This window comes from Streptomyces sp. NPDC004610 (genome assembly GCF_040609715.1).
Taxonomy (GTDB): Bacteria; Actinomycetota; Actinomycetes; order Streptomycetales; family Streptomycetaceae; genus Streptomyces.
The window spans coordinates 1-21104 of the sequence record NZ_JBEXLA010000072.1 but is presented as its reverse complement, the minus strand read 5'-3'; the positions used below and the strand labels follow the sequence as shown (position 1 = coordinate 21104).

Here is a 21104-nt window from a genome sequence, read left to right as displayed (position 1 = left end):
ACCCGCTACGACAAGACCGCCGAGTCCTACCAGGCAGCCGTCACCCTCGCATCGCTCCTGATGTGGGCGTGACAATTGAAGACAACTCCTAGCGGCGGCGTCACAGGTCCCAGGGGCCGTCCCTCCCGTCCGGAGGGGCGGCCCCTCACCCGTGGGGGGTGGCCGGTTCGTCGGCCAGCACGACCGCCATGACATAGGCCATCACGGCCACCCAGATGAGGAACATGAGGAGCCCGCCCCACAGAACGGCCCGGGACTCGTTCCTCCGGTCCGGGGGTGGAGTCTCAGTCACGTGGGGCCAGCGGTGACGGTACGAGCACGAGCGGGTTGGAGCGCTGGTCCCGGTCGAGGCGGGCGAGCCGGGCGCGGATCAGCCGGTCCCGGTCCGGGGGACGGATGTGATCCGGGTCGGCGGTCCAGGGCTCGCCCGGCTCCAGCGGACGCAGCACATAACCGGCGACCTCGCCCATCTCGTCCGTGGCGGTGTCGAGCACGGTCTCCCCGACCAGCGGGCGGTGCGGGCGGTCGGCCAGCAGGCCGGCTCCGCGCTGCCGGTGCTCCACGGCGACCCGGACCGCGCGGATCAGCCGCAGGGCGTCCACGACGTTCAGGGCGCCGATGAGGATGGTGGGTTCGGCGGCCTCGGTGCACCAGTCGACCTTCAAGTGGGCCGGTGCCACGTCGATCTGCGCGAGCAGTTGGCGGAGGGTTTCGTAGGTGTCCTGAGCGCGGTTGTGGGGGTGGGGCATGGGGGGCTCCTGTTTTCAGCCGTACGTCACTTTCTGTAGGTGAAGCGTCGCTGTGCGCGGCTAGCATGTGAAGGACCCTCAGCTCTCCAGTGCATTTGTCAAGAGGAGCCGATGCATGGCCAGTTCGGCGGAGAATCGGCAGCAGAGCAACCGCCATCGCTATGGGCAGCATCTGAAGCGCCTGCGGGAGGCGAAGGGACTGACACAGGTGGAGCTGGGCCAGCTCCTCGCCATGTCGCCGTCGATGATCGCCCACATAGAGGCGGGCCGTCGGATCCCGCAGCGGGCGGATGCCATCCGGTTGGACGAGGTACTGGACGGCAGGGGCTTCTTCACCGAATTCCTGCCCACGCTCGGCGTGATTCCCGCTGCCGACCACTTCGCCGAAGCTCTCGAATGGGAGCAACTGGCCACGTCCATCAGCGAGTACGCCGTATCCCTAGTGCCTGGGCTGCTTCAGACCAAGGACTACGCCTATGCGGTTCTGCGCGTTCTGCGGCCCAACTACACCCCGTCCGAGGTTGACGGGAACGCTGTCAACAGGCTCAGGCGAGCCGAGATCCTGGTCGACCCGGCCACCCCGACCCTGTGGTTCATCCTCAACGAGAACGTCATAAAGGCCCAGGTGGGGGGCCGCGAGGTGATGGCTCAGCAGTTACGGCACATTGCCGGACTCGGGCGGTCCGGGCGCATCGGAGTGCAGGTCGTTCCTCACGCGGTCGGAGCCCATGCAACGATGGGATCGATGCTCAGTCTGATGCGGTTTACAGACGCGCCGGACCTTGCGTACGTCGAAGCTCTATACACGGGCAACCTCATCGATGATCCACTGATGGTGCAGAATTGCAAGGACGCTTACGACCTGGCTCGGGCTGCGGCTATGCCACCAGACGCATCGCTGGATCTGCTCGAAGAGGTGGCGGAGGAATACGACCATGAACTCTAAGCACATACCCAACGCATCGGCGCTCGTCGGCTGGCGCAAGTCCAGCTACAGCGGCCCTGACAACGGCAGTTGCCTGGAGGTCATCCACACCCACGACGACGGCGTCCCCGTCCGCGACAGCAAAACGCCCACCGGCCCCGCCCTCCTGATCGCGGGGACCGCCTGGTCCGCGTTCGTGAGTCACCTGAAGGACCGGCCCGCCTGACCCGCCCCACGAACTCAGCCGACAACCGCCACGAAAGGCAAAGGCGCCGCCCCCCTCGCGCACTCCGCGTCCGCCCCCCGCCCCGGTACCCGCGCGGGCAGCGCCCCCGTTGTCAGGTAGGCCGCGATATGGGTGTCCACGCAGGTGTTGGAGCCCGGTGTCGGGCCGTTGTTGATGCCGTCGGGGACGGAGACCAGGGACGCCCGGGGGAAACGGGACCGTACTTCGAGGCTGCCCGCGTACGGGGTCGCGGCGTCCAGGGTCTCGTGGACCAGCAGGATCGGCGGGACGGCGGAGCCGTTCACCCGTAGCGGCGGCCCGGCCGGAGCGCCCCACGTGCGGCACGGCGCGTTGAACCAGGTGTTGCCCCACGTGGTGCCCGGCGCCCGGCGCGCGGAGGCCAGGGTGTCCGCCCGCCAGGTCGGCCAGGCGGCCGGCCAGGGTGTGTCGGTACAGATCTGGGCGAGCATCGCCGCGTATGTGTTGTCGTTCCCCACCTGCATGAGCTGGTCGTAGAGCGCCTTCAGGGTCACCGCGTCGCCGTCGTGCACCCAGCCCGCGAACGCGGCGCCCAGCAGCGGCCAGCTGGACTCGAAGTAGGGGGCCACGAGGAAGAGGTCGGCCCATTCGTCGGGGCCGATCACCCCGCCCGCCGGTACGGCGGTGACCGCGGCGAGCTGCCGGTCCCACTCCTCGGTCACCTCCGCCCGGGTGGCGCCGAGGCCGTAGACGCCGTCGTGCGTGGCCAGCCAGTCGAACCAGAGCCGCAGATTCTCCTCCAGCCGTACGTTCTGGTCGAAGTTGGCCGCCTGGTACCAGGGCCGCCGGGGATCGACGTTGCTGTCCAGCACCGCGCGGTGGACGCGCCGCGGATGGAGTGTGGCGTAGACCTGCGCGGTGTACGTGCCGTAGGAGCGGGCGTAGAGGCTGAGCCGCTCGGCGCCCAGGGCGACGCGAATGCGCTCCATGTCGGCGGCGGTGTCGGTGGCCTTCATATGGTCGAGCAGGGCCGACCGGGCGCCGGTGTCACAGGCCGCCGCGTATGCCTCGGTCCGTGCCACCCAGGCGGCCTCCTCGGCGCGCGAGGCCGGTTCGTAGGGCGGACGGTCGTAGCCGAAGACGTCGGGTACGCAGGTCAGCGCGGGTGAGCTGGGGGCCAGGCCGCGCCGGGCGAAGCCGACCCAGTCGTAGGCCGCGCCCGCCCCGTCCGGCAGCCGGGCGCCCTGGAGCGGGTCGGTGTACCCGGAGCCGCCCAGCGGGTTGGGCACGGCCAGCATCACGCCCTGGTAGTCGCTCTCGGGTGCGGTGTGCCGTATCCGGGACAGCGCCAGGGTGATCTTCGGGCCGTCCGGGTCGGCGTGGTCCAGCGGCACCCGCAGCGTCCCGCACCGCGCCCCGGCCGCCGCCAGGGCCGGATCGTCGCAACCGCCCCACACGATCGGTCCCCCCGCGCCGGAGGCACCGGCCGCCGCCACGGAGGGCGCCGCCGGGGCGGTCAGCAGCAGTAACGCTGCCGCGACGGCCCCCGCCACCATGCGCCTCACCTGAGGGCGCCTCGCCTGAGGGTGTGTCACCGGAGGGTCTCCTCGCTGCTCCAGGGCGCGGCCGAGGGGTCGGCCGCGCCTCGGCAGCGAGGATTCCACCGGTTGCTGTGCCCGCCCCGGCCGTGTGCCACGGCCTCACGTCGCCGGCACAACTCCCGTCCCCAGCAACACCAACGTCACCAGCCCCAACCCCACCCGGTACCAGATGAACACGCTGTAGCTGTGGTGCGCGATGAAGCGCAGGAGCCAGGCCACCGCCGCGTACCCGACCACGAAGCTGACCACCGTCGCCGTGATCGTCGCCGGCCAGCCCACCCCGTTGGAGATCGCGTCGAACTCCGTCACCGTCTGGAGGACCGCCGCTCCGGCCAGTGCCGGGATCGACAGCATGAAGGACAGCCGGGTCACCGTCACCCGGTCCAGGCCCCGCAGCAGACCCGTCGAGGTCGTGGCGCCGGAGCGCGAGACGCCGGGGATCAGGGCCATGCACTGCACCAGGCCGATGATGAGGGTGTCCTTCCAGGTGACATCACCCTCGCCGCGCGTCTGCGTGGCCCGGCGGTCCGCGAACCACATCACCCCGCTCCACAGGATCAGCGCGATGGAGACGACGTAGAGACTGCGCAGGGTCGTCTCGATGTGGTCCTTGAAGACCAGGCCGACGATCCCGATCGGGATCGAGCCGATGATCACCGCCCAGGCGAACTTGTAGTCCGCCTCCCGCCGCGCCTCACGCTTGGTGAGGCCCCGGAACCACGCCGTGATCAGTCGTGCGATGTCCTTACGGAGATAGATGACGGTCGCCAGGACCGCGCCCACCTGGATGATCGCCGTGAAGGCCGTGATGTCGGGATCGTCGGGGGAGTGGCCGAGCAGCCGCTCCAGAATCGTCAGATGCCCGGTACTGGAGACGGGGAGGAACTCGGTGAGTCCCTCGACCGCCCCCAGAAATGCCGCCTCAAGTATGTTCACGCAGTTCTAGTCCTCTGCTTCTTTCCCCGCACGTACCTGGAACACCAGGAGCCTAGGGAGTCGATCAGCCGGCCCCGACCCGACCCCCGTCAGGAGCGCACCCCGACGATCGCCAGGGGTGCCGGGCGGTGCCGGGCGCGGCGGATTGTTGCGGGGGGATGAAATCCGCTTCGCCCCGTGTTGGTCACTTGCGGAGGCACACGGCACCTGGTGGAGACACCGGGCGCCGGCGGGAGACATGAACGCGGGACAAGTGAAAGGCGGCGGCGTGGCAGCGCAACGGGGATGGATCGGGCGGCTCGCCGCCTATGCCTGGCGGCACCGGACGGACGTCGTGCTCGCCCTCGGCTCCTCCCTGGCGGGCATGGCCGTCATGGCCGTCGTCCCGCTGATCACCAAGGTGATCATCGATGACGTCATCGGGGACAAGTCCCGGGGGATGGGGACCTGGGCCGGGCTGCTGATAGCCGCCGCTTTCGTGGTGTATGTGCTGACCTACATCCGGCGGTACTACGGGGGGCGGCTCGCGCTCGATGTCCAGCACGATCTGCGGACCGAGATGTACGACACGATCACCCGGCTCGACGGGCGCCGTCAGGACGAGCTGTCCACCGGGCAGGTCGTCGGCCGGGCCACCAGCGACCTCCAGCTGATCCAGGGCCTGCTCTTCATGCTCCCGATGACCATCGGGAACGTCCTGCTGTTCGTGATCTCGCTGGCGATCATGGCGTGGCTGTCGCCGCCGCTGACCCTGGTCGCCCTCGCCGTCGCCCCCGCCATCTGGTGGATCGCGAAGCGGTCCCGCTCCCGGCTGCACCCCGCCACCTGGTACGCGCAGGCCCAGGCCGCCGCCGTCGCCGGAGTGGTCGACGGGGCGGTCAGCGGGGTCCGGGTGGTCAAGGGGTTCGGGCAGGAGGAGCAGGAGACCGGCAAGCTGCGCGAGATCGGGCGCAGACTCTTCGCGGGGCGGCTGCGGACCGTCAAGCTGAATTCCCGGTACACCCCGGCGCTCCAGGCCGTGCCCGCGCTCGGGCAGGTCGCCATGCTGGCGCTGGGCGGCTGGCTCGCCGTGCGCGGCAGCATCACCCTCGGTACGTTCGTCGCCTTCTCCACCTATCTCGCCCAGCTCGTCGGACCCGTCCGGATGCTCGCCATGGTCCTCACCGTCGGACAGCAGGCCCGCGCCGGTACCGAGCGGGTGCTGGAGCTGATCGACACCGAGCCGTCGATGGCGGACGGCGGCAAGGAACTGCCCGCCGACGCGCCCGCCACCGTCGAGTTCGACGATGTGTCGTTCGCCTACGACCCCGCCACGCCCGTGCTGCGCGGGCTCAGCTTCGAGATCCGGGCCGGGGAGACCCTCGCCGTCGTCGGGTCCTCCGGATCCGGCAAGTCCACCGTCTCACTGCTGCTGCCCCGCTTCTACGACGTCAGCCGCGGGGCCGTGCTCATCGGCGGGCACGATGTGCGCGAGCTGACCCTGTCCTCGCTGCGCTCCGCCATCGGGCTCGTTCCCGAGGACTCGTTTCTGTTCTCCGAGAGCGTGCGCGACAACATCGCCTACGGGCGTCCCGGTGCCACTGACGAGGAGATCCTCGCCGCCGCGCGGGCCGCGCAGGCCCACGGGTTCATCAGCGAGCTTCCGGACGGGTACGACACCAAGGTCGGCGAGCACGGCCTCACCCTCTCCGGCGGCCAGCGTCAGCGCGTCGCCCTCGCCCGCGCCCTGCTCACCGACCCCCGCCTCCTCGTCCTGGACGACGCCACCTCCGCCGTCGACGCCCGCGTCGAGCACGAGATCCACGAGGCGCTGAGGGAGGTCATGCGGGGGCGGACCACCCTGCTCATCGCCCATCGGCGGTCCACGCTCAACCTCGCCGACCGGATCGCCGTCCTGGACGGCGGACGGCTCGCCGACCTCGGCACCCATGAGGAGTTGCAGGAGCGGTCCGCGCTCTACCGGCGGCTCCTCACCGATCCCGACGAGCTGGGCGGGGTCTCCCCGGGGCACGCCCCGCCCGCCGCGCCCCGCGAGGACACCTCCGTCCGCGAGGAACTCGACGCCGAGTTCGACGCCGAGCGGGGCATCACCCCCGCCCTGTGGACCGGCGACCGCGAGCCCAAGGATCTCGCCCTGGCCGGTACCCCGGCCACCCCCGAACTCCTCGCCCAGGTCGACGCCCTGCCCCCGGCCACCGAGGTCCCGGACATCGACGAGGCCCGCGCGGTGCGGCCCGAGGCCCACTACGGGCTGAAGCGGCTGCTGCGCGGCTTCGGGCGGCCCCTGCTGATCAGCCTCGGCCTGGTCGCCGTCGACGCCGGGATGGCGCTGCTGCTGCCGGTGCTGATCCGGCACGGCATCGACAGCGGTGTCACCGAGGCCGCCCTCGGCGCGGTCTGGGCCGCCGCCCTGCTCGGGGTGATCGCCGTCCTCGCCCAGTGGGCCGCGCAGACCGGCGAGATCCGGATGACCGGGCGCACGGGCGAACGCGTGCTGTACGCACTGCGGCTGAAGATCTTCGCCCAGCTCCAGCGGCTCGGCCTCGACTACTACGAGCGCGAGCTGACCGGGCGGATCATGACCCGGATGACGACCGATGTGGACGCCCTGTCGACGTTCCTCCAGACCGGGCTGGTCACGGCCTTCGTCTCGCTGGTCACCTTCTTCGGGATCATGGGCGTCCTCCTCGTCATCGATCTCCAGCTCGCCCTGGTCGTGTTCCTCACCCTGCCGCCGCTGATCGTCGCCACCTACTTCTTCCGCAGGGCCAGCGTCAAGGCGTACGAGCTGGCCCGGGAGCGGGTCTCGGCGGTCAACGCCGATCTCCAGGAGTCGGTGTCCGGGCTGCGGATCGTCCAGGCGTTCGGGCGGGAGACGGACGGCGGGCGGCGGTTCGCCGCGCGGAGCGCCAGTTACCGGGAGGCGCGGATCCGGGGGCAGTGGCTGATATCCATCTACTTCCCCTTCGTCCAGTTCCTGTCGTCGGGCGCCGCCGCCGCCGTGCTCATCGTCGGCGCCGGGCGGATCGAGGCCGCGACCCTGACCACCGGCGCGCTGGTCGCCTATCTGCTCTACATCGATCTGTTCTTCGCGCCCGTCCAGCAGCTCTCCCAGGTCTTCGACGGCTACCAGCAGGCGTCCGTCTCCCTCGGCCGGATCCAGGAACTGCTGCGCGAGCCGACCTCCACCCGGTCCGCCCACGAACCGCGCGAAGTGCTCTCCCTGCGCGGCGAGATCGCCTTCGAGGACGTCGACTTCGCCTACGGGACGGAGGAGGAGGCCCTCAGCGGCATAGACCTGCGCATCCCCGCCGGGCAGACCGTCGCCTTCGTCGGCGAGACCGGCGCCGGGAAGTCCACCCTGGTCAAGCTGGTCGCCCGGTTCTACGACCCGACCGGCGGCCGGGTCACCGTCGACGGCGCCGATCTGCGCGACCTCGACCTCACCTCGTACCGCCACCGGCTCGGGGTGGTCCCCCAGGAGGCGTACCTCTTCCAGGGGACCGTGCGGGACGCCATCGCCTACGGGCGGCCCGACGCCACCGACGCCCAGGTGGAGGCCGCCGCCCGCGCGGTCGGCGCCCACGAGATGATCGCCACCCTCGACGGCGGCTACCTCCACGAGGTCGCCGAGCGCGGCCGGAACCTCTCCGCCGGGCAGCGGCAGCTGATCGCGCTGGCCCGCGCCGAACTCGTCGACCCCGATGTGCTGTTGCTGGACGAGGCGACCGCCGCCCTCGATCTCGCCACCGAGGCCCAGGTCAACCAGGCCACCGACCGGCTCGCGGGCCGCCGCACCACCCTGGTGGTCGCCCACCGGCTGACCACCGCCGCCCGCGCCGACCGGGTGGTCGTCATGGACCACGGCCGGGTCGCCGAGGACGGCACCCATGAGCAACTCCTCGCCCTGGACGGCCGGTACGCCCGCCTGTGGCGGACCTTCACCGGCGCCCCGGAGGCCCCGGAGGAGGGCGAGCCGGTGGCCGTGTCCCGCTGATCGCAGGGCGCCCCGGTGCAACCTTCCGGCGGGGCTTCGGCGTCCGTACACCCGTACGGCCGGTGTCGTCGGGCGGGAAGGGGCGGTCGTGGTCTGGGGAGCGGTGCACCGGTGGTTCGTGCTCGGTACGGCCTCGTTCACCGCCGCCGCGCTGCTCGCGCTGCTGGCCCCCGCCGACGCCTCGGCCGCCGCCGCCGGGGGGTCGGGGTGCGCCGGCCGCAAGGTGCGGACACTGCCGTTCACCACCGGGTCCGTCCAGGTCTTCCGAAGCGGCGGCTATGTCTGCGCGGTGACCCTGCCGAAGACGGTCGGGGGACGGAAGGCGATGTCCGTCTCGCTCCAGGCGCGCGGCAACCGGCCGGTCGTCGACCAGGGCCGCTTCGTCCGCCGGGCCGGCCCGGTCACCGTGCACGCGGGCCAGCGCTGTGTGCGGGTGAAGGGCGCGGTGGGCTCCGGGTCGGTGAGCAGCGGCTGGATCCTGTGCTGAGCGGTCCCCGCGCGGCCCGGGGAACCCTCTAGGGAATCCCCTACGAAATCCCCTACGGTTCGTCAGTACCCCCTGGTGCGGGCCCGATCGCTCCGATAGCTTCCGCGCACATCTGCTGCACATCCGCCGCACAGAGTCACCGAGTCACAGGGTCCACAGGTCCACAGGGTCCATGGGGTCCACAGGGGAGGGTCATGCGCAAGGCGCTCAGATGGCTGCTCGCGCTCACCGTGCTCATCGGCACACTGAGCACGGCAGGGGCGGCCACCGCCGCTCAGCAGCCGGAGGCCACGGACATCAAGGACCGGCTGCTCGCCGTACCCGGAATGAGCCTGGTCCAGGAGAAGCCGTATCCCGGCTACCGCTTCTTCGTCTTCACCTACACCCAGCCGGTCGACCACCGCAAACCCTCCAAGGGCACCTTCCAGCAGCGGATCACCGTGCTGCACAAGGACGTCTCGCGCCCCACCGTCTTCCACACCGGTGGCTACAACGTCTCCACGACCGCCAGTCGCCGCGAGCCCACCCAGATCGTGGACGGCAACCAGGTCTCCATGGAGTACCGCTTCTTCACCCCGTCCCGCCCCAGCCCGGCCGACTGGACCAAGCTGGACATCTGGCAGGCCGCCAGCGACCAGCACCGCATCTTCCAGGCCCTGAAGCCGATCTACCAGGAGAACTGGATCTCCACCGGCGGCTCCAAGGGCGGCATGACCGCCACCTACTACGAGCGCTTCTACCCGCGTGACATGGACGGCGTCGTCGCCTACGTCGCCCCCAACGACGTGGTCAACAACCAGGACAAGGCGTACGACCGCTTCTTCGCCGAGGTCGGCACCGAGGAGTGCCGCGACCGGCTGAACGGCGTCCAGCGCGAGGCGCTGGTGCGCCGCGAGGCGCTGAAGGAGCGTTACGCGGCCTACGCCGCCGAGAACGAGTACACCTTCACCACCGTCGGCAGCCTGGACAAGGCGTACGAGGCCACCGTCCTCGACTACGTCTGGGGCTTCTGGCAGTACAGCGTCCTCGCCGACTGCGACACCATCCCGGCCGACGCGGAGAACGCCACCGACGACGACATCTGGAACTCCATCGACACCATCGCCGGTTTCTCGTTCTACACGGACCAGGGCCTGTCCCCGTACACCCCGTACTACTACCAGGCGGGCACCCAGCTGGGCGCCCCCACCATCCACTTCCCGCACATCGAGAAGAAGTACATCCGCTACGGCTACCTCCCGCCGCGCGAGTTCGTGCCGCGCGACATCGACATGAGGTTCCAGCCGCACGCCATGCGGGACGTCGACTCCTGGGTCCGCAACAACGCCCGGCAGATGCTGTTCGTCTACGGCGAGAACGACCCGTGGGGCGCCGAGCCGTTCCGGCTGGGCAAGAGCGCCCGCGACTCGTACGTCCTCACCGCGCCCGGTGCCAACCACGGGGCGAACGTGGCCGGTCTGGTCGCCGACGAGAAGGCCCTCGCCACGGCGAGGATCCTGGAATGGGCGGGCGTCGCCCCGGCCGCCGTCCAGCAGGACGCCGACCTGGCGAAGCCGCTGGCCCGCTACGACGCCGGGCTCGACGTCCGGGACGTGGAGCGGGAGCCGACGCTGCGGCCGTGACCGCTGGCTGGGTGAGGGGCCGGTCTCCGTTCCGGGGGCCGGTCCCTTCCCATGTCCCATGTCCCATGTCCCATGTCTCCTGTCTCATGTCCGTTCGGCGCAGCCCACCGGGCGGGCGGTTCCGCCGAGTTGGACGTAGAGGACGGTCGCGGGGGGACACCGGTCCCGGTCCGCCACCGCCTCCGTCACCCGGTACTCGGGCCGGTGCCGTCCGCCGCCGTCGCAGGGCGTCTCCCGCACCTGGCCGCCGCCCGCCCCGTACACACAGTCCCCGACGATGGTGCGCGGGCCGCCCCCGCCGCCCGGGTCACCCGGATGCGGCGGCTGGAGGTGGCGCATACAGGCATAGCCCTGGGCCACGCTGCCGTCGCCGTCCTCGTCGTGGGTGGGCCGCTGGGCGCTGATGTGCAGGACGAAGTCGGTGGTGCCGGGGCACAGTCCGCCCTCCCCGGCCTTCCCCTCGCGCCGGGCGACCACCCGCGCGGCGGCCCGCTCACCGGCGCAGGGCACCTCGGTGACGGCGGTCGTCCCGAACGAACTGCACTCGCCGTCGCCGAGGAACACCTCCCCGAACGCGGGGGCCGGCGGGGGTGACGGTGCCGTGCTCGCCGGTCCACCGCTGCCGACGCCCGTGCAGCCCGTGCAGCCGACCGTGACCAGCAGCGCCACCAGGAACCCCACGCCGACCCGTCCCCGTCCCCGTCCCCGCATCCCCCCACCTCCCGCTCCGCACCAGCGTCGCCCGCGCCGACCGTGCGCGCCAGGGACACCGGCCGGTTCGGGCCGGGGTGGGGGCCGGTACGGCGGCTGAACTGCGTACGCGGGGTACGTTCCGGCATTGGCTCAGTAGGTCAGTCCGTGGCCCCGTGGATACAGGATCTCGCCCGGCGCGTCGGCGCGGGGGACCGGTACCGGGAGGCGGCCCCGGGGGCGGACCCGTCCGGCGATCACCCGCGCGGCGGCGCGCAGTTCCACGTCCGTCCAGGAGTAGGTGGCGAGGGCGGCCCGGACGCCGGGCAGCCGGGCCACGTCGTAGGGGTTGCGGATCGCGACGGCGACCACGGGCTTCCCGGTGGCGAGGAGCCGCTCCACCAGGGTCCGCTGGGCGGTGCTCGCGTCGCCGCCCGTGCCGTCCGTACCGCTCGCTCCGAGGTTGTAGGTGGCGACGATCACCGCGTCCACCCCGGCCGCCGCCGTGACCGCGCGCTCGATCGCCGCCGCCGTGGGGGAGAGGCCGGTGGACAGGGCCGTCGCCCGGAAGCCCTCGGCGCTCAGGGCGTCGGCCAGCACGGTGGTGGGCGGGCCGGTGGTGCCGGACGGGGAGGCGGGGTCGGCGCCCACGACCAGGAGCGCGGGGTGGGCCGTCCGGTCCAGGGGCAGCAGCCGGTCCTCGTTGACCAGGAGGGTGGTGGTGCGCTCGGCGATCCGGTCGGCCGCCGCCCGATGCGCCGGGATCCCGACCACCCGGTCCACCCCGGACCGGGTGACGTACGGGGCGTCGAACAGGTCCAGCCGCGCCTTCAGCCGCAGTACCCGCAGGATCGATTCGTCCAGCCGGGACTCGGTGAGTTCCCCGTCCTGGACGGCTTTCAGCACGGCGTTCCAGGCGAGGTCCAGCTTCGGCGCGTTCAGCAGGACGTCCACCCCGGCGCGCAGCGCCAGCACCGGCACCCGGTCGTCGCCGTACTTCTGCCGCACCCCGGCCATGTCGAGGGCGTCGGTGACCACCAGGCCGTCGTAGCCCAGTTCCTCGCGCAGGATCCCGGTGAGGATCGGCCGGGAGAGGGTGGCGGGGTCGCCGGAGTCGTCCAGCGCGGGGACCAGGATGTGGGCGGTCATGATCGAGTCGACCCCGGCCTCGATCGCCGCGCGGAACGGCCCGGCGTCCAGGGCTTCCCACTGCTCCCGGGTGTGGGTGATCACCGGGAAGCCGTAGTGGCTGTCCACGGTGGTGTCGCCATGGCCGGGGAAGTGCTTGGCCGTCGCCGCCACGCCACCGGCGCGGTGGCCGTCGGTCTCCGCCGCGACCAGCTCGGCGACCGCCTCGGGGTCCGAGCCGAAGGAACGCACGCCGATCACCGGGTTCGCGGGGTTGACGTTCACATCGGCGACGGGGGAGCAGTTCTGCCGGATGCCCATCGCGCGCAGCTCCGCGCCCGCGATCCGGCCGACCTCGCGAGCGTCGCCGCGCGAGGCGCCCGCGCCGATCGCCATGGCACCCGGCAGGAGCGTCGCGGGCCGCCCGATCCGGGCCACGATGCCGTGCTCCTGGTCGGTGGAGATGAGCAGCGGGAGGCCCCGGGGGCGGCTCAGGGCGGCGCTCTGGAGGCCGTTGGAGAGCGCGGCGATCTGGTGCGGGTCGCGGGTGTTGTGCGCCCAGCCGAAGTAGATGATCCCGCCGAGGTGGTATTTGGCGACGAGTTCGGCGGGGGTCCGCACGCCCAGCTCCCGCACATTGGTGTCGATGTCCACCTGGTCGGGCGCGGTCGCGGAGTGGCCGAAGGCCCGGGAGACGAAGAGCTGGCCGACCTTCTCCTCCAGGGTCATCCGGGAGATCAGGGCGCGCAGGGCGTGATCGGGGCTGCGGGGGCGATCGTCGGTGAGCTGTGTGGGGGCGGTGGGGGTGGTGGGGGCTGCCGGGGCGGTGGGGGCGGTGGGGGCGGTGGGGGCGGTGGGGGCGGTGGGGGTCGTGGGGACGGTCCGGGTCTCCGCGCCGATCGCCAGGCCGGCGGTGACTCCGGCCGTGGCGGCGAGAACGGTACGCCTGGAGGGCATGGGTGCGCTCCTTCCGGAGTGATCCATCGAAGGCCCATTGAAGGAAGTGCGTGCACGGTAACCGGTGAGGGGGTGGGGGAGAGGGAGGGGGAGGTGCGGGCGCGGCGGGGGGAGGGGAGGCGTAGGGGGCGGTCGGGGTGAGGCGGGGTGTGGCGCAGGGGGGCGGCGGGGGGAGGGGAGGTGTGCGGCAGGGGGGCGGCGAGGGGAGGAGAGGCGGGCCGCAGGGACGCGGCGAGGCCGGGCGGGGTGTGCCGCAGGGGCGGTCGGGGTGAGGCGGCGCGTGCCGCAGGGGCGGTCCGGGTGAGGCGAGGCGGGCCCGCAGCGGCGTTCACGGCGACGGCGTCGAGCGGGCCGCCGCCCCCGGCCACTGCTCCCGCAGGGTCCGTACCGTCTCCGCTATCGCCGGACGGCGCGCCGCGCCCTCGCGCCACAGTGCGTACAGCCGGCGTACCGGCACCGGATCCAGCGGCACCTCCACCACCTCCGGCGGCAGCGGTCCCCGCCCCAGCCGGGGGATCAGCGCGATCCCGAGCCCGGCCGCGACCAGCGCCACCAGCGTCGGGTTCTCATCCGCCTGATGGGCGATCTCCGGCTCGTGCCCGGCCCCGCGCAGGGTCCGCAGCAGCCAGTCGTGGCAGACCCGGCCGGGCGGCTGGCACACCCACCGCTGCCCGCCCAACTCCTCCCGCCGCACCCCCGTACGCCCCACGAAGGGATGGCCCGGCGGGACCAGCAGCGTGCACACGTCCTCCCCGATCTTCACCCGTTCCACCCCCGGAGGGACCCGCAGCGGGGCGATGTCCCAGTCGTGCGCCACCGCCATGTCGACCGCGCCCCTGGCGACCATCCCGACCGACAGATGCGGATCGACCTCACTGAGCCGGGTGTCCAGCGCGGGGTGCCGCGCGGCGAGATCGGCCAGGACGAACGGCATCAGCCCGCGCGCCGCCGACGGGAACGCCGCCACGGTCAGCCGCCCGGCCGGCTGTCCGCGCCGCCGCTCCAGATCGGTCTCCGTACGCTCCACGATCGCCAGCAACTCCTGGGCGGCGGACACCAGTTGCTGCGCCTCGTCGGTGAGCCGCACCCCCCGGCCCGCCCGCTCCAGCAGGACCGTACGAGTCTCCTTCTCCAGCTTGGTGATCTGCTGCGAGACGGCCGAGGGGGTGTAGCCGAGGGCGGCGGCGGCAGCCCCGACCGTGCCGTGCACGGCGACGGCGTGCAGGGCGCGCAGGCGTGGGAGATCGAGCACGGTGAGCCTCCGGGTCGCGGTCGCAAGGGGCTGTCATTCGTGGGCCGTCATTCCTGGGCTGTCATTCTTCAGCGTTGCTGAATCCAAGCATGCATCAATCATCGCTGGTGCTTCACACCCGGCCCGGGACATGCTCGATGCCATGCGCCCCTCCCATCTGCTGCTCGCCGTCCTCGTCGCCGCCATCTGGGGCGTGAACTTCACCGTCATCGAGATCGGCCTCGACCACTTCCCGCCGCTGCTCTTCTCCGCCCTGCGCTTCCTGGTCGCGGCGGTCCCGGCCGTCTTCCTGGTCGGCCGCCCCAAGGCGCCCTGGAAATGGATCGTGGGGGTCGGGCTGGCGCTCGGCGTGGCCAAGTTCGGCCTGCTGTTCATCGGGATGGACGCCGGGATGCCGGCCGGGCTGTCCTCCCTGGTCCTCCAGATCCAGGCGGTGTTCACCGCGCTGATCGCGTTCGCCGTACTGGGGGAGCGTCCGACCCGGTTCGGGGTGATCGGGATGGCGGTGGCGCTCGGCGGGATCGCGGTGGCGGCCGTGGACGAGGGCGCGTCGGGACCGCTGACCGGGTTCGCGCTGGTGGTGCTGGCGGCGGCCGGGTGGGGCGTGTCCAACGTGGTGACCCGGAAGGCGGCGCCGCCGGACGCGTTCAACTTCATGGTGTGGGTGTGCACGGTCCCGGTGCTGCCGCTGCTCGCGCTGTCCCTGCTGACCGAGGGCGTGGACCGGGACCTGGACGCGCTGCGCGTGCTGGACTGGCAGGGCGCGGGCACGGTCCTGTTCGTCGCCTGGGTCAGCACGGTGTTCGGGTTCGGCGCCTGGGGCTGGCTGCTGCGCCGCCACCCGGCGTCCACGGTCGCGCCCTTCTCCCTGCTCGTCCCGGTGTTCGGGATGTCGGGGGCGGCGCTGTTCCTGGGCGAGTCGGTGACGCCGCTGCGGTGGTGCGCGGCGGTGCTGCTGGTGGTGGGGGTGGGGTTGACGTCCCTGGCGCCGAGGGCTCCGAGGGGGCGGAAGCCGGGGGCGCCGGTCGCCGAAGGCGGGGGAGGGGGCGGCAGCGGGGACGCTGGCGGCGGTGAGGGCGAGAGTGGACGGGACTCGCGCCCCTCTACGACGATCACGGCATGACCGTGCACTCACCTACACCCGCACCCACGCCCCCGGCCTCGTACCTCATCCTGCACGGCTGGCAGAACCGCCGTCCCGTCCGGCACTGGCAGCACTGGCTGGCCGACCGGCTCCGCGCCCTCGGTCACCAGGTCGTCTACCCGCAGCTCCCCGACCCCGACGCCCCCGAACTGGACACCTGGCTGGCCGAGTACGGCCGTGGGCTCGCCGCGCTGGAGGGGCCCGAGCGGGTGGTCGTCGCCCACAGTCTGTCCGTACTGGGCTGGCTGCACGCGCTCGACCGGGACATACCCGGCGCGCGGGACGTCGACCGGGTGCTGCTGGTGGCTCCGCCGTCGTACGAGGTGGTGGCGCGGGTGCCGCAGATCGCGGCGTTCGCCCCGCCGCCGCTGGAGGTCACCGCGGCCCGCACCCGGCTGGTCGCCACGGACAGCGACCCGTACTGCCCCGAGGGCGCCGACCACCTCTACGCCGAGCCGCTCGGCCTCCCGGCCGATGTCCTCCCCGGCGCCGGGCACCTGGATCTGGCGGCGGGGTACGGGGACTGGCCGGGGGTGCTGGAGTGGTGCGCGGGCGGGGCGGTGGGGGTGGTGGGGCGGGAGTGAAGGGGCGGGGGCGGGAGTGAGGGGGCGGGAGTAGGGGGCCGCCGTTCGGAGAGCATGGCTCCCGCCCCGGAGAGCATGGCTCCCGCCCCGGAGAACACGGGCCCGCCCCGGAGAGCATGGCTCCCGGGAGAGCATGGCTCCCGCCCCGGAGAACCCGGCCCCGCCCCGGAGAACACGGCCCCCGCCCGGAGGGCTACGCCGCGTCGTTCAGCAGCCGTCCCAGGTGGTCGCGTCCGGCCGAGAGCAGGTCCGGGAGCGGGGCCGCCGCCTCGTACCAGCGCTTCTCGTACTCCCAGCACAGCCAGCCGTCCCAGCCGCCGCGGGTGAGCACCTCGACGCACTCGCCGAGCGGCAGGATGCCGGCGCCGAGCGGCAGCGGCGTCGTGTCGTCGGCGGACGCGATGTCCTTGACCTGGACATAGCCCAGATGCGGGGCGAGCGCGGCGAAGGTCTGGGCGGGCTGCTCACCGCCGAGCCAGGTGTGCATCACGTCCCACAGCGCGCCCACGCTCCGGTGCCGGACCGGGCCCAGTACACGGGCCGCCCGCGCGCCCGTGCGGTGCGAGTCATGGGTCTCCAGCAGGATGCGCACCCCGGCGTCGGCGGCGTGGGCCGCGCCCTCGGTCAGCCGCCGGGCCGCCGTCGCGTCCGCCTCGGCCGGGTCCCCATCGGGGTCGCCGCCGGGGAAGACCCGGACATAGGGGGCGCCCATGTCGCGGGCGAGGTCGAGGAGGGCGCGCAGGTCGTCGAGGACGGGGGCGTCGTCGCCGGGCGCGGCGACGCGGACGTATCCGGCGAGGCCCAGCACCTCGATCCCGGAGTCCTCGAACGCGGCCCGCGCCGCCGTCCGTTCGGCCGGGCCGATGCCGGGGTGCACCGGCTCCTCGGGGTGGGCGCGCAGTTCGACGCCGTGGTAGCCGTGCCGGGTCGCGAGGGTCAGTACGTCGGAGAGGGGGAGGCCGGGGACTCCCAGCGTGGAGAAGGCCAGCTTCATACCGCCGGACCCTACTCGACCCCGTCTCTCACCCGGCGGCGTCCGCGCTCAGGCCGAGCCGCCAGTCCTGGCCGATCAGATCGTGGCCGAAGGAGTGGTGGGGCTGCTCGGCGACGAGTTCGAACCCATGCCGCTGATAGATGCGGCGGGCGCCCGCGAGGATGTCGTTGGTCCAGAGCACCAGGTCCTCGTACCCGGTCTCGCGGGCGTGGGCGATGACGGCGCCGACCAGTCTGTCCCCGATGCCGAGCCCGCGCGCGTCCGGCTCGACCAGTAGCAGCCGCAGCCGCGCGGTCGCGGGCGCCGCGTCCCGTACGCACATCACGCACCCCACCGGACGCCCGTCCAGCTCGGCGATCCACACCCGCTCCCGCCGCGGGTCGTGGTCCGCGGCGAAGTCGGCGACGATCCGGGCGACGAGGGCCTCGTAGGTGTCGTCCCAGTCGTACTCGGCGGTGTAGAGCGCGGCGTTGCGCTGCACGATCCAGCCCAGGTCGCCGGGGGCGGGCGGGCGCAGCCGCACATCCTCGGGGCCGGGGGCGCGGCCGTCGCCGAGGAGCGTGCGGACCGTGCGCAGGGCGTCGGCGAGGCGGGGGCGGTCGGCCGGGGGGACGGTCGCCAGCAGGGCGCCGACGCTCGCCCGGGACCGCTCCTCCAGCAGCCCGGCGGCGGACCGGCCGCGCTCGGTCAGCCCGATCCGGCGGCGCCGGGTGTCCTGCTCGGAGCGGGCGCGCTCGATCAGTCCGTCGTCCTCGAACTTGTTGAGGATCCGGCTGAGATAGCCCGCGTCCAGATGGAGCTGGACGCGCAGATCGGCGGCGTCCACGTGTGGCGCGTGCGCCAGTTCGTACAGGACGCGGGACTCGGTGAGGGTGTAGGGGGCGTAGGTGTGGCGGCCGTAGTCGAGGGCGCCGATGAGGTGGGTGTAGAAGCGGTTGAAGGAGCGGATGTCCTGGACGGTCATGGTGGCCCTCGCCTGGGTTCCCGATTCTCGGTCGCCGGTCGCCGGTCGCCGGTCGCCGGTCGCCGGTACCCGGTATCTGCGCGCCGGAAATTTCTCTGACTGAGTCAGAGAAATCCTAATCCCGGGCCGGTCGGCTCGTCCACACCCCCCTCACAGCCTGTGCATACCTTTGGGCGTAACTTCGAGTAACCACACCCCTGAGCTTGACCCAACGTCACCATGCCCACTTAACTCACACCCTGAGTTTTGTGAGCGGACTCCCCCACCGTGCGCCGCTCCTCGTGACTCCCCCCTGACTCCCCCCTCCAGGCAGGAATGCACCCACATGCCGGATTCTCAGCACCGCAAGCGTTTCTGGACCCGCCGCAAGGTGCTCGGCGCCTCCGCCGGCGGCACCGCGGCAGCCGCCCTCGGCGCCTTCGCCGCCCGCGCGGCCACCACCTCGGACCCGAGCGCCACCGCGAGCCCGACCGGTGATGTCGTCGGCAAGGTGACCGTCGGTTACCAGGGCTGGTTCGCCTGCAAGGGCGACGGCGCCCCCATCAACGCGTGGTGGCACTGGAGCCCCAACAGCGCCCAGCCGCCCTCCCCGTCCAACCACGGGATCACGTCCTGGCCCGATCTGCGCGACTACACCAAGACCTACCCGACGGCGTACGGCAACCTCGGCAACGGCGGCGTGCCCACCCTCTTCTCCTCCTACGACCAGCAGACCGTCGACACCCACTTCCTGTGGATGCAGCAGTACGGCATCGACACCGCCGCCCTCCAGCGCTTCAACCCGATGGGCGGCGAGGGCCCCACCCGCAACGACATGGCGGACAAGGTCCGCTCCGCGGCGGAGAAGTACGACCGCAAGTACTACATCATGTACGACGTCACGGACTGGACGGCCTTCCAGTCGGAGATCAAGACCGACTGGACCGACCGGATGAAGGCCCACACCGCGAGCCCCGCCTACGCCCGGCAGAACGGCAAGCCGGTCGTCTGCGTCTGGGGCTTCGGTTTCAGCGACGACAAGCGCGACTTCACCCCCGCCGCCTGCCTGGATGTCGTCAACTGGTTCAAGGACCAGGGCTGTTACGTCATCGGCGGCGTCCCCACCTGGTGGCGTACCGGCGTCAGTGACTCACGCCCCGGCTTCGGCGAGGTCTACCACGCCTTCCACATGATCTCCCCGTGGATGGTCGGCCGGATCGGCAAGGCCGCCGACTCCGACTGGTTCCACGACAACGCCACCGTCCCCGACCTCGCCGAGTGCGCCGCCTCCGGCATCGACTACCAGCCCTGCGTCCTCCCCGGCGACGTGGCCGAACGGCAGCGCGCCCACGGCGACTTCATGTGGCGCCAGTTCTACAACGTGGTCCGGGCCGGTTCCCAGGGCATCTACATCTCCATGTACGACGAGTACAACGAGGGCAACCAGATCGCCAAGACCGCCGAATCGCAGGACTGGATCCCGAAGGGCTCGGGTCTGCTGGGCCTGGACGAGGACGGCACGGCGTGCTCCGCGGACTACTATCTGCGGCTCACCGGCGACGGCGGCCGGATGCTCAAGGGCCTGCTCGCGGTGACGGCGACCCGGCCGACCACGCCCTATGTGGCGGGCACGTCGGCGGGGCTCCCGGCGGTCTCCACGATCACCCTGCGCTCCCGCGCCAACAACAAGTTCGTGACGGCGGAGAACGCGGGCACCTCCTCGCTCGTCGCCAACCGTGACGCGGCCGGCCCCTGGGAGCGCTTCGACCGGCTCGACCTCGGCGACGGCAGGATCGCCCTCCGCGCGCAGGCCAACGGCCAGATCGTCTGCGCCGACTCGGCGGGCGCCGCCGCGCTCGGTTCCAGCCGCCTCGCCATCGGCCCCTGGGAGACCTTCCGGCTGATCACCCATGCCGACGGCACGGTCAGCCTGCTCGCCGAGGTCAACGGCCGCTATGTGACGGCGGACGACGCGGGGGCGTCCCCGCTGATCGCGAACCGGGCGGCGGCGGGGGTGTGGGAGAAGTTCGACCTGGCGACCGTCTGAGCCGGTCGGTCCTGGGCCAGTTCCGCGCCGCCGTATGGGGTGGGGTCAGCTCTGCTCCTTCGTCTGCGGCGGAGTTAGCTCTGCTCCTTCGTCTGGGGTGGGGTTAGCTCTGCTCCTTCGTCTGCGGTGGAGTTAGCTCTGCTCCTTCGTCTGCGGCGGGGTTAGCTCTGCTCCTTCGTCTGCGGCGGAGTCAGTTCCGCTCCTTCGTCTGCGGTGGCGTCCCCTGCGTCCACAGAGGCCGGACGGCGACCCGGCTGAAGCGCCAGCCGTCGTCCGGCGTCCACCGCAGATCGGCGTCGAAGAGACCGCCGACCGTGAAGAGGGTTCCGTCCGCGTAGATGTGCGTCATGAGGGCGTTCCAGGAGGCGCGGGCGGACCCGGCGCCGGGGTCGTGCCCGTCCACGAGGATCCCGGACGCGATGTGCTGCGTGGCGGCGAAGGGCGCGAGCGCCGCCACGGCCCCGCGCGTCGCCTCCTCGGCCCCCTCGCCCGCCCCGACCGGCGTCTCCATCCGTACGTCCGGGGTGACGAGCCCCGCCATCGTGCCTCCGGCGCCGAAGTCCCGTGCGTCCAGGGCCCGGAAGAGGCGGTGGACGAGGGTGGGGACGAGGTCGGGGGCCAGGGTGGGTACAGGGGCTGAGGTGGGCGTGGGGGCGGGGGCGGCGTGCTCGGTGTCGGTCATGGGGCGACGGTCGTACGTCAAGCGGGGTTGAGGTCAAGGGCAAGCCGCGGGTCAGCCAAGGGCAAGTCGCGAGCCATTCAGTTGTGCACAACTCAATCGTGTGCTCTACTTACATCCGTCGGCAGGGAAAAGGGCCCCAAAGCCCCGAACCCCAGGGCCCA

General features: G+C 72.1%; 18 protein-coding genes. 8 read left to right on the top strand and 10 right to left on the bottom strand.

From position 1 onward, the window contains the following. Positions 1–145: 145 nt before the first annotated feature. Both ABZX40_RS40715 and ABZX40_RS40710 read right to left on the bottom strand, forming a co-directional pair. Positions 146–292: a hypothetical protein gene (locus ABZX40_RS40715; RefSeq protein WP_355750871.1), complete on the bottom strand. Its 147-nt coding sequence runs from the start codon at positions 290–292 to the stop codon at positions 146–148. Next, entirely contained in the window at positions 285–749 is a 465-nt protein-coding gene (locus ABZX40_RS40710) for a hypothetical protein (protein WP_355750868.1), read from the bottom strand. The genes ABZX40_RS40715 and ABZX40_RS40710 overlap by 8 nt, the downstream gene beginning before the upstream one ends. Before the next feature lie 115 nt (positions 750–864). Here ABZX40_RS40710 and ABZX40_RS40705 point away from each other — a divergent pair, with 115 nt between their 5' ends. Together ABZX40_RS40705 and ABZX40_RS40700 are read left to right on the top strand one after the other, a co-directional pair. After that, positions 865–1695 carry a helix-turn-helix transcriptional regulator gene (locus ABZX40_RS40705; protein WP_355750865.1) on the top strand — a complete coding sequence of 277 codons (831 nt, stop codon included), beginning with the start codon at positions 865–867 and terminating at the stop codon, positions 1693–1695. Beyond that, the gene (locus ABZX40_RS40700) at positions 1685–1900 is read left to right on the top strand and encodes a DUF397 domain-containing protein (protein WP_355750862.1); all 216 of its coding nucleotides are present in this window, start codon (positions 1685–1687) and stop codon (positions 1898–1900) included. Before ABZX40_RS40705 ends, ABZX40_RS40700 begins: the two co-directional genes overlap by 11 nt. Positions 1901–1914: 14 nt before the next feature. Here ABZX40_RS40700 and ABZX40_RS40695 read toward each other — a convergent pair whose 3' ends face one another. Both ABZX40_RS40695 and ABZX40_RS40690 read right to left on the bottom strand, forming a co-directional pair. Then, positions 1915–3435 carry an alpha/beta fold hydrolase gene (locus ABZX40_RS40695; protein ID WP_355750859.1) on the bottom strand — a complete coding sequence of 507 codons (1521 nt, stop codon included), beginning with the start codon at positions 3433–3435 and terminating at the stop codon, positions 1915–1917. A gap of 144 nt (positions 3436–3579) precedes the next feature. Then, positions 3580–4416 (bottom strand): undecaprenyl-diphosphate phosphatase, encoded by an 837-nt coding sequence (locus tag ABZX40_RS40690; protein WP_355750856.1) that lies wholly within the window; start codon positions 4414–4416, stop codon positions 3580–3582. Positions 4417–4684: 268 nt separating this feature from the next. Here ABZX40_RS40690 and ABZX40_RS40685 point away from each other — a divergent pair, with 268 nt between their 5' ends. The 3 genes from ABZX40_RS40685 to ABZX40_RS40675 all read left to right on the top strand — a co-directional run bounded on the left by ABZX40_RS40685 (position 4685) and on the right by ABZX40_RS40675 (position 10522). Then, a complete protein-coding gene (locus ABZX40_RS40685; RefSeq protein WP_355750853.1) occupies positions 4685–8413 on the top strand; it encodes an ABC transporter ATP-binding protein in 3729 nt (1242 codons plus the stop codon). Between the two features lie 88 nt (positions 8414–8501). Next, complete coding sequence (locus ABZX40_RS40680) at positions 8502–8900, top strand: hypothetical protein (RefSeq protein ID WP_355750850.1); 399 nt, start codon at positions 8502–8504, stop codon at positions 8898–8900. 194 nt (positions 8901–9094) lie between these two features. Next, positions 9095–10522: a S28 family serine protease gene (locus ABZX40_RS40675; RefSeq protein ID WP_355750847.1), complete on the top strand. Its 1428-nt coding sequence runs from the start codon at positions 9095–9097 to the stop codon at positions 10520–10522. 84 nt (positions 10523–10606) lie between these two features. Here the strand turns inward: ABZX40_RS40675 and ABZX40_RS40670 are convergent, their stop codons facing one another. From ABZX40_RS40670 to ABZX40_RS40660, 3 genes are all read right to left on the bottom strand, one after another. Then, positions 10607–11233 carry a hypothetical protein gene (locus ABZX40_RS40670; protein WP_355750844.1) on the bottom strand — a complete coding sequence of 209 codons (627 nt, stop codon included), beginning with the start codon at positions 11231–11233 and terminating at the stop codon, positions 10607–10609. 132 nt (positions 11234–11365) lie between these two features. After that, entirely contained in the window at positions 11366–13297 is a 1932-nt protein-coding gene (locus tag ABZX40_RS40665) for a glycoside hydrolase family 3 protein (protein ID WP_355750841.1), read from the bottom strand. Positions 13298–13625: 328 nt separating this feature from the next. Continuing rightward, the gene (locus tag ABZX40_RS40660) at positions 13626–14549 is read right to left on the bottom strand and encodes a LysR substrate-binding domain-containing protein (protein WP_355750838.1); all 924 of its coding nucleotides are present in this window, start codon (positions 14547–14549) and stop codon (positions 13626–13628) included. A gap of 142 nt (positions 14550–14691) precedes the next feature. Here ABZX40_RS40660 and ABZX40_RS40655 point away from each other — a divergent pair, with 142 nt between their 5' ends. Both ABZX40_RS40655 and ABZX40_RS40650 read left to right on the top strand, forming a co-directional pair. Next, positions 14692–15672, top strand: coding sequence for an EamA family transporter (locus ABZX40_RS40655; protein WP_355750835.1), 981 nt, complete (start codon positions 14692–14694; stop codon positions 15670–15672). Continuing rightward, positions 15669–16277 (top strand): alpha/beta hydrolase, encoded by a 609-nt coding sequence (locus ABZX40_RS40650; protein ID WP_355750833.1) that lies wholly within the window; start codon positions 15669–15671, stop codon positions 16275–16277. Before ABZX40_RS40655 ends, ABZX40_RS40650 begins: the two co-directional genes overlap by 4 nt. 193 nt (positions 16278–16470) lie before the next feature. Here ABZX40_RS40650 and ABZX40_RS40645 read toward each other — a convergent pair whose 3' ends face one another. Next, positions 16471–17271 (bottom strand): sugar phosphate isomerase/epimerase family protein, encoded by an 801-nt coding sequence (locus ABZX40_RS40645; RefSeq protein WP_355750830.1) that lies wholly within the window; start codon positions 17269–17271, stop codon positions 16471–16473. A 28-nt stretch (positions 17272–17299) separates the two neighbouring features. Next, positions 17300–18235: a bifunctional helix-turn-helix transcriptional regulator/GNAT family N-acetyltransferase gene (locus ABZX40_RS40640; protein ID WP_355750828.1), complete on the bottom strand. Its 936-nt coding sequence runs from the start codon at positions 18233–18235 to the stop codon at positions 17300–17302. A gap of 325 nt (positions 18236–18560) precedes the next feature. On the opposite strand from ABZX40_RS40640, the gene ABZX40_RS40635 reads away from it, so the two are divergent. Continuing rightward, entirely contained in the window at positions 18561–20261 is a 1701-nt protein-coding gene (locus ABZX40_RS40635) for a xylosidase (RefSeq protein WP_355750825.1), read from the top strand. A 190-nt stretch (positions 20262–20451) separates the two neighbouring features. Here the strand turns inward: ABZX40_RS40635 and ABZX40_RS40630 are convergent, their stop codons facing one another. Next, a complete protein-coding gene (locus tag ABZX40_RS40630) occupies positions 20452–20943 on the bottom strand; it encodes a nuclear transport factor 2 family protein (protein WP_355750822.1) in 492 nt (163 codons plus the stop codon). Between the last annotated feature and the right edge of the window lie 161 nt (positions 20944–21104).

Coding starts and splice junctions, on each gene's coding strand:
- ABZX40_RS40710 (WP_355750868.1), bottom strand. CDS start 749: ATGCCCCACCCCCACAACCGCGCTCAGGACACCTACGAAACCCTCCGC.
- ABZX40_RS40705 (WP_355750865.1), top strand. CDS start 865: ATGGCCAGTTCGGCGGAGAATCGGCAGCAGAGCAACCGCCATCGCTAT.
- ABZX40_RS40700 (WP_355750862.1), top strand. CDS start 1,685: ATGAACTCTAAGCACATACCCAACGCATCGGCGCTCGTCGGCTGGCGC.
- ABZX40_RS40695 (WP_355750859.1), bottom strand. CDS start 3,435: ATGGTGGCGGGGGCCGTCGCGGCAGCGTTACTGCTGCTGACCGCCCCG.
- ABZX40_RS40675 (WP_355750847.1), top strand. CDS start 9,095: ATGCGCAAGGCGCTCAGATGGCTGCTCGCGCTCACCGTGCTCATCGGC.
- ABZX40_RS40670 (WP_355750844.1), bottom strand. CDS start 11,233: ATGCGGGGACGGGGACGGGGACGGGTCGGCGTGGGGTTCCTGGTGGCG.
- ABZX40_RS40665 (WP_355750841.1), bottom strand. CDS start 13,297: ATGCCCTCCAGGCGTACCGTTCTCGCCGCCACGGCCGGAGTCACCGCC.
- ABZX40_RS40655 (WP_355750835.1), top strand. CDS start 14,692: ATGCGCCCCTCCCATCTGCTGCTCGCCGTCCTCGTCGCCGCCATCTGG.
- ABZX40_RS40650 (WP_355750833.1), top strand. CDS start 15,669: ATGACCGTGCACTCACCTACACCCGCACCCACGCCCCCGGCCTCGTAC.
- ABZX40_RS40645 (WP_355750830.1), bottom strand. CDS start 17,271: ATGAAGCTGGCCTTCTCCACGCTGGGAGTCCCCGGCCTCCCCCTCTCC.
- ABZX40_RS40640 (WP_355750828.1), bottom strand. CDS start 18,235: ATGACCGTCCAGGACATCCGCTCCTTCAACCGCTTCTACACCCACCTC.
- ABZX40_RS40635 (WP_355750825.1), top strand. CDS start 18,561: ATGCCGGATTCTCAGCACCGCAAGCGTTTCTGGACCCGCCGCAAGGTG.
- ABZX40_RS40630 (WP_355750822.1), bottom strand. CDS start 20,943: ATGACCGACACCGAGCACGCCGCCCCCGCCCCCACGCCCACCTCAGCC.